Genomic DNA, 4,358 nt, shown 5'->3' on the forward strand with positions numbered 1-4,358 from the left:
AGAGTTGTCTGAATCATTCCGCTTTCGCTCCACCTCCCGCTATTTTCATCCGTAATCTGATTGGCATTCCTTACCTTCTGTTGCAAAGTTGTTGCTAATAGCAAAAAAGGAGGAAGTCCCGTGAATAAATCAATGTTGGCGGGTATAGGGATTGGCGTAGCTGCTGCGCTGGGTGTTGCAGCGGTGGCCAGTCTGAACGTTTTCGAGCGTGGCCCACAGTATGCGCAAGTTGTCTCTGCAACACCGATTAAAGAGTCGGTAAAAACACCGCGTCAGGAGTGCCGGAACGTAACGGTCACCCACCGCAAGCCGGTACAAGATGAAAACCGTATCGCGGGTTCCGTACTGGGCGCGGTTGCGGGTGGTGTTATTGGGCATCAGTTTGGCGGTGGACGTGGTAAAGATATTGCTACCGTGGCCGGTGCTTTAGGCGGTGGCTATGCAGGTAACCAGATTCAGGGTTCGATGCAGGAAAACGATACTTACACCACCACGCAGCAGCGTTGTAAAACGGTGTATGACAAATCTGAAAAGATGCTGGGCTACGACGTGACGTACAAAATTGGCGATCAGCAGGGGAAAATCCGTATGGATAAGGACCCCGGCGCGCAAATTCCGTTGGATAACAACGGACAGTTGGTACTGAATAACAAAGCGTAAAATAGCATTATCCTGAACATTAGCCCCCCATTCGCTCAGGCTGGGGGGCTTTTTTTATCAGAAGGTTAAGGCGTAGTTCAGACCAAAAGTACGACCCCGGCCCTTGTATTCATACAGTGACGGGCTGCCGTAGGTTGGGCTATACAGCAGTGGCGCACGTTGTCCCCACAGTGTGGTGTACTCTTCATTCAGCAGGTTTTCCACGCTGAAGGTCAGCTTACCCAACGGGAGCTGATAGCTGCCGATAAAGTCCATCGTGTTATAGCCATCCAGCTTGTTACCGCTGGCGTCGGTCAGATCAAATGTTTGCTGGCTCTGTACGCGCAAGGTCCACGGTTCTGGTGCCCAGCCGACCCACGCGGTTGCTTTGGACGGTGAGGCCAGCGTGACATCCCATTTTTGCCATTTACCGTTCTGTTTCACTTCCGATTTAATGACGTTGAAGTTGCCACCCAGGCTCCAGTCCGTGTCCGCAATGAAATAATCCACCGCACCTTCAACGCCATAAATGCGGCGATCGTCGGGCTGAACGTTAATGGTCATATCGCTGCGGTTGATAACGATCGATTTATCTGAAGTCGAGTAGTAAGCGGCCAGTTGCGTGCGCAGACTATCGCCGGTGTAGCGCCACCCCAGTTCGTACGAGTTAACTTTAATCCCTTCCAGACGTGAATCCGCCACGTTGACGCTGCGCTGGAGCTGGTAATGATCGCCAACCAGCGAATAGGTACCGTTACCGTAATATTTCCCTGGGTCCGGAAGCTCCACGCCCTGAGAAAAGTTAAACCACGTTTGCTGACGGTCGGTCAGGTGGGCAAGGATACCGGCGTTGAACAGGAAATTATCGTAATCGGTTTTGCCGCCCGGAATAGTATCGGCAGAGTTCGCAAGCCCGGTCGCGATTCCCTGCTGTTGAGCATAGCCAACGAAATCATCAACCCTGTTTTCGGTCCACTGATAGCGCACGCCGCCGCTGAGGGTAAAGATATCGTTAATGTCATAGCTGTTTTGCAGGAAAGGCGCGAAGTTGGTGATGCTGTAACCGGGGTAACGCCCGGTGGTATAAGCGGTACGGTTGTCCATGCCGCCGGAGGGCAGGGACCAGGCCAGATCGAAGAATTTCTGATTGGAGTCGAAGGTTTCGTGATCGGCATCGACACCCCACGTCAGCTCCCAGTTATCCATCAACTGGCTGTTGAGGGTAATTTTGGCACCAAACTGGTCTGTGTCCTGCTGTGATGCGGAGAAACTGGTGACTTTGCCTTTGCTGAGCGTAGGGAAGGGGTAGAATTTCAGCGATTCGTCACGATAATAGATTTGGCTGACCAGGTTCTGGCCAAAAAAATCCGCATCTGAATATTGCAGGCTAATAAGATGACGTTCGGTGCCGGGAATACGATCGGAATTCAGTCCGCTGCTGGTGTATGCTTTGCCGTTTCCGGTCACGGCGGACATGTTCTCGCCGAGATCCAGCCCGTAATCGTCATCCCCCTGACTTTTATAGTACTGCGTAACCAGTTGCAACTGACGGTTGTCGTCAAGTTCAATCGTCCCTGTGCCCATGACGTCCAGGCGATCGGAGTGCTGTAGCCCGGTTTGGGTGTTATCGAGCAGCAGGGCATCGTGATTACCGTCATACCAGCCGCCAAATCGTTGATACGCGACGGACATACGCCCGGAAGCGCGATCGGTTCCGCCACTCACCGCCGCGGCAACGCGTTCATCATGATCGTTGCTATTGTTGAAGCCGCTTTTGCTCCCCAGTTCGAGTTCTACTTCACGCTCCGGCTGACCTTTTTTGGTGACAATGTTGATTAATCCGCCGGTACTGCCACCGCCATAAAGAGAGGTGGCGCCTGAAATGACTTCAATGTGCGCAATGTTAAATGGGTCAATGGAGTCAAGCTGACGGCTGTCGGTTCGCGAGGAGTTCAGACGGACACCGTCAATTAGCACGACAATGGCGCGACCGCGCATGTTCATGCCGTAGTTTGTGCGTCCCTGGCTACTAACATCGATTCCTGGGATTAGCTGAGCAAGAACATCCTTGAACTCTTTTCCTCCCTGAACCTGTTGTTCAATCTCGCTTCCTTCAATAACCCAGGTTGTTTGCGCCATTTCTGCCACTGTGCGCTGGCTACGGTTGGCGCTGACGATGAGGTTCTCTTCCTCAGCCGCAACAGCGGGTAGAGTTAAAGATAACAGGAGAGGATTGAGCACCCAGAGACGCTTATGCATTTGTATTCCTTTTAAAAAAAGTCGGTCTGTTTTTGTTATAGCGGTAGAGAAACCGATGGTTACATTGTGAAACAGGCATTAAAACAAATGCGAATATTGCTGATAATAATTGTCGTTATCAATACTTTTTACAAAAAATGATCGGGTAACACGATGAAAGCAATGAGAAATGTAGGGACAATAGAACGGGAATCTAACCGGGGGCTTTATCAGCTCCCGGTGGTGTGAGTACAGCGGGGGAATTGCGGGAAAGGGTTAAGCTTTGACGAGTTCGGGCCACAGCCGCAGAGTTGTGTGTGCGATCTGCATCAGTTTTTCAAACGTTGCGCCTTCACGGGCGCTGATCGACATACCTTGTAAAATACAGTTCAGGTATTCGGCCAGTTTTTGCACGTCGCAATGGGCCGGAATTTCGCCTCGTTGCTGGCGCTGGTGAAGGAACTGGGTAAGCGTCTGTTCCTGCATTGCATGGCGGGATTTCACCGTGTGTGCAATATCGCGGGAAGAGGCTGCCAGCGTCGCAGAAGTATTAATCATGAAACATCCCGCCGGGGTGTCCTTGCTGGTAAAGCAGGTCGCTATAGCGGTGAAATAGTCTTCCAGTGCGGACTCAAGGCTTTTTTCTTCACAAAACAGCTGGGCTTCGTGTTTCGCCGCAAAGCGGGTGATGTAGCGGTCCAGTACGGCACGGAACAACCCTTCTTTATTGGTGAACTCCGCATACAGCGTGGGCGCTTTTGCGCCGGTGGCTTCCACAAGATCGGCGAGCGAGGTCGCTTCATATCCGTGCTGCCAGAAGAGTGTCATGGCCTTATCAAGCGCGGCTTCCCTGTCGAACACTTTTGGTCGGCCACGGCTTTTTTTTGCACAACCTGTCGTTTCAGTTGTCATGGCGCCGATGTACCTTTGTTGGGTTTATTGAATAACCATTATAAAAATATTCGACTGCACACTCCAGCGGATTCACGATAAAAATAATTTATAGCTATTAGTATGAAAAATAAGACCTTTATATTTTATATAACGATCATTATAAAAAAATGTTGACGTGTGACCTGGATCACATCTATGATTTACCTATCGATCGTTAAGTTAATCTTTTCGACACCCATTCATCTGCTAAAGGTCACTATCATGAAAAACGTAAAAACACTGTTTGTTGCTGCTGTTCTTAGCTCACTGTCATTTGCAAGCTTTGCCGCTGTTGAAGTTCAATCCACTCCTGCGGGCCAAGAGAAAGTCGGTACTATTTCTGCGAATGCGGGGACTAACTTAGGTTCTCTGGAAGATCAATTGGCGCAGAAAGCCGATGAGATGGGTGCGAAGTCTTTCCGTATTACTTCCGTTACCGGTCCTAACACTCTTCACGGAACTGCTGTTATCTACAAATAAGATTTAACCCATCGCAATGCCACTGCGAGTTAAATAAAAAACCCCCGCGGAATAAAATTCAGCGGGGG

The 4,358-nt window shown here is 50.4% G+C and carries 4 protein-coding genes; 2 read left to right on the top strand and 2 right to left on the bottom strand.

Annotated elements, in window-relative coordinates; genetic code table 11:
* The first annotated feature begins 120 nt into the window (after window positions 1-120).
* Window positions 121-660, top strand: coding sequence for a glycine zipper 2TM domain-containing protein (locus FDW94_RS21145; RefSeq protein WP_003030814.1), 540 nt, complete (start codon window positions 121-123; stop codon window positions 658-660).
* Window positions 661-717: 57 nt separating this feature from the next.
* Here FDW94_RS21145 and FDW94_RS21150 read toward each other — a convergent pair whose 3' ends face one another.
* A complete protein-coding gene (locus FDW94_RS21150) occupies window positions 718-2,898 on the bottom strand; it encodes a TonB-dependent siderophore receptor (RefSeq protein ID WP_048235621.1) in 2,181 nt (726 codons plus the stop codon).
* 255 nt (window positions 2,899-3,153) lie between these two features.
* The gene (gene comR / locus FDW94_RS21155) at window positions 3,154-3,789 is read right to left on the bottom strand and encodes a TetR family copper-responsive transcriptional repressor ComR (RefSeq protein ID WP_008784432.1); all 636 of its coding nucleotides are present in this window, start codon (window positions 3,787-3,789) and stop codon (window positions 3,154-3,156) included.
* 243 nt (window positions 3,790-4,032) lie between these two features.
* On the opposite strand from comR, the gene bhsA reads away from it, so the two are divergent.
* Window positions 4,033-4,290, top strand: coding sequence for a multiple stress resistance protein BhsA (gene bhsA / locus FDW94_RS21160; protein WP_003030810.1), 258 nt, complete (start codon window positions 4,033-4,035; stop codon window positions 4,288-4,290).
* Window positions 4,291-4,358: the final 68 nt, after the last annotated feature.

The sequence above is a fragment of the Citrobacter sp. wls757 genome, from assembly GCF_005280935.1.
Taxonomy (GTDB): domain Bacteria; phylum Pseudomonadota; class Gammaproteobacteria; order Enterobacterales; family Enterobacteriaceae; genus Citrobacter; species Citrobacter portucalensis.

What these genes read in the sequence shown, in the direction of transcription:
- bhsA (WP_003030810.1), top strand. Translation starts at nt 4,033, where the DNA reads ATGAAAAACGTAAAAACACTGTTTGTTGCTGCTGTTCTTAGCTCACTG.
- comR (WP_008784432.1), bottom strand. Translation starts at nt 3,789, where the DNA reads ATGACAACTGAAACGACAGGTTGTGCAAAAAAAAGCCGTGGCCGACCA.
- FDW94_RS21150 (WP_048235621.1), bottom strand. Translation starts at nt 2,898, where the DNA reads ATGCATAAGCGTCTCTGGGTGCTCAATCCTCTCCTGTTATCTTTAACT.